Annotated in this window: 2 protein-coding genes; both read right to left on the bottom strand. The window is 70.0% G+C overall.

Annotated features, from left to right (window positions below; all coding sequences use genetic code 11):
* Nucleotides 1–1,471: condensation domain-containing protein (locus tag ACF07N_RS35860; RefSeq protein ID WP_392121022.1), on the bottom strand; the 1,471-nt coding region annotated here is incomplete at its 3' end.
* Between the two features lie 11 nt (nucleotides 1,472–1,482).
* Nucleotides 1,483–2,141: phosphopantetheine-binding protein (locus ACF07N_RS35855; protein ID WP_383588813.1), on the bottom strand; the 659-nt coding region annotated here is incomplete at its 5' end.

The raw sequence follows: 2,141 nt of genomic DNA, 5'->3' as shown, positions 1-2,141 counted from the left end.
ACTCCCCGTACGACAGCCGCTCATCCTCACCCACCACCGCCAACCGACCCGGATCACGCACCACCTGCGCCTCGAACGCACCCGGCAACGTCCCCGCGACCACCGCACGCGCCGTGTCATTGACCTCACGGACCAGCCGGTCCCGCTCTGCCGCCGACAGCACGTCGACGTCCCCGAGGCGCACATCCGGGTCGGCGACCGCCTGTTCGAGGATGCTGACGAGGCGGGTGACGATGTCGACGGCCGTGGTGTGGTCGAACAGTTCGGTCGCGTACTCGAGCCGGCCGTAGGCGCGTCCGGACGCCTCCGGGACGATGTTGAAGAACAGGTCGAACTTGGCGGTGTCCGTGCCGGCCGGGACGAGTGAGACCCGCAGATCCGGCATCTCGATCTCCGGCCACACGAACTGCCAGGCCAGCATCACCTGGAACAGCGGCTGGTAGGAGGTGGACCGCTCCAGGTTGAGCAGTTCCACCAGCCGCTCGAACGGCACGTCCTGGTTGTCGTACGCGGCGAGTGCCTTGTCCCGGACCTGCTCGACCAGGTCGCCGAACGAGGGGTTCTTCGAGAGGTCGGCGCGCAGCACCCAGGTGTTGACGAAGAACCCGATCAGGTCGGCCAGGTCCTCGTCGGTGCGGCCTTCGATGGGGCTGCCGATCGTGACGTCCTCGCCGGCGCCCAGTTTCTGCAGGAGCAGCAGCAGTGCGGCCTGGACCACCATCGGGGCGGTGGCGCCGCGGTCCGCGGCCAGCTTTCCGAGCCCGGCGACCAGCTCGGGCTCCAGCAGGAAGTCGACGTGGTCGCCCTCGTAGCCGGCGACCGCCGGCCGCGGCCGGTCCAGCGGCAACTGCACCGGCTGCGGCACCTCGGCCAGTTCCTGCCGCCAGTAGGCGAGTTGGGGCGCGGCGACGCTTTCCCGGTCGCCGTCCTCGCCCAGCAGCTGCCGCTGCCACATCGTGTAGTCCTTGTACTGCACGGGCAGCGGCGCCCACGCCGGTGCGCTCCCGCCGTGCCGGGCCGTGTAGGCCGACACCAGGTCGCGCAGGAAGGGGGCCATCGACGCCCCGTCCGCGGCGATGTGGTGGAACACGAACGCCAGGTAGTGGGTCTGCGGGGAGACGCGGAGGACGGTGGTGCGCAGGGGGAGTTCCGTCTCCAGGTCGAAGCTCTCGCCCACGGCCTCGCGCATCGCGTCGTCCACCGCGTCCGCGGTGACGTCGACGACCCGGAACCGTGTGACCGCCTCCTGGGGCGACAGGATCCGCTGCTCCGGCATGCCGTCCGGGTTCTCGACGACCAGGGTGCGCAGGCTCTCGTGCCGGGTGACGACGTCCGCCACCGCCGAGGCCAGGGCTCCGGTGTCCAGCGCCCCGTCCAGGCGCAGCGCGAACGGGATGTTGTAGGTCGCGGACGGACCTTCCAGACGGTGGAGGAACCACATCCGGCGCTGTGCAAAGGACAACGGGATCATCGACGCTACTCCTAAACGTTGATCTGTCGCAGCCGGGGGCGGTTCGACGCGGCCAGCTTCTCGATCCGGGCCGCCAGCTGGGCGACGGTCGGATTGCGGAACACCGTCGTGACCTTCACGTCGACGTCGAGTTCGTTGCGTATGCGGCCGATGAGCCGGGTGGCCAGCAGGGAATGCCCGCCGTGAGCGAAGAAGTCGACGTCGATGCCGACCTCCTCCACCCCGAGCAGCTCGGCGAACAGCCGGCAGAGCACTTCCTCGTTGTGGTTGCGCGGCCCTCGTCCGGCGGCCGCCACCTCACTGTGGTCGGGTGCGGGGAGTGCCTTGCGGTCCAGCTTGCCGCTCGTGGTCATGGGGAACGCGGCGAGCGGGACGATCGCCGAGGGGACCATGTACTCCGGCAGGGACCGCCGGGCCAGTTCCGTCAGGGCCGCGATGTCCACGCCGGTGTCCGTCTTGCCGTCGCCCGGCACCACGTAGGCGACCAGCCGCTGGTCGCCGGCGCGGTCCTGGCGCACCACGGCGACCGCGTTGTCGATGTCAGGGTGGGCGGTCAGTGCCGACTCCACCTCGCCGAGTTCGATGCGGAAGCCGCGGATCTTGACCTGGAAGTCGGTCCGGCCCAGGTACTCCACCTGCCCGTCCTTGTTCCACCGCACCAGATCCCCGG

The organism is Streptomyces sp. NPDC015242, assembly GCF_043079125.1.
In the GTDB taxonomy this organism is placed as follows: domain Bacteria; phylum Actinomycetota; class Actinomycetes; order Streptomycetales; family Streptomycetaceae; genus Streptomyces.
This window is presented reverse-complemented; position numbering and strand designations above follow the sequence as displayed.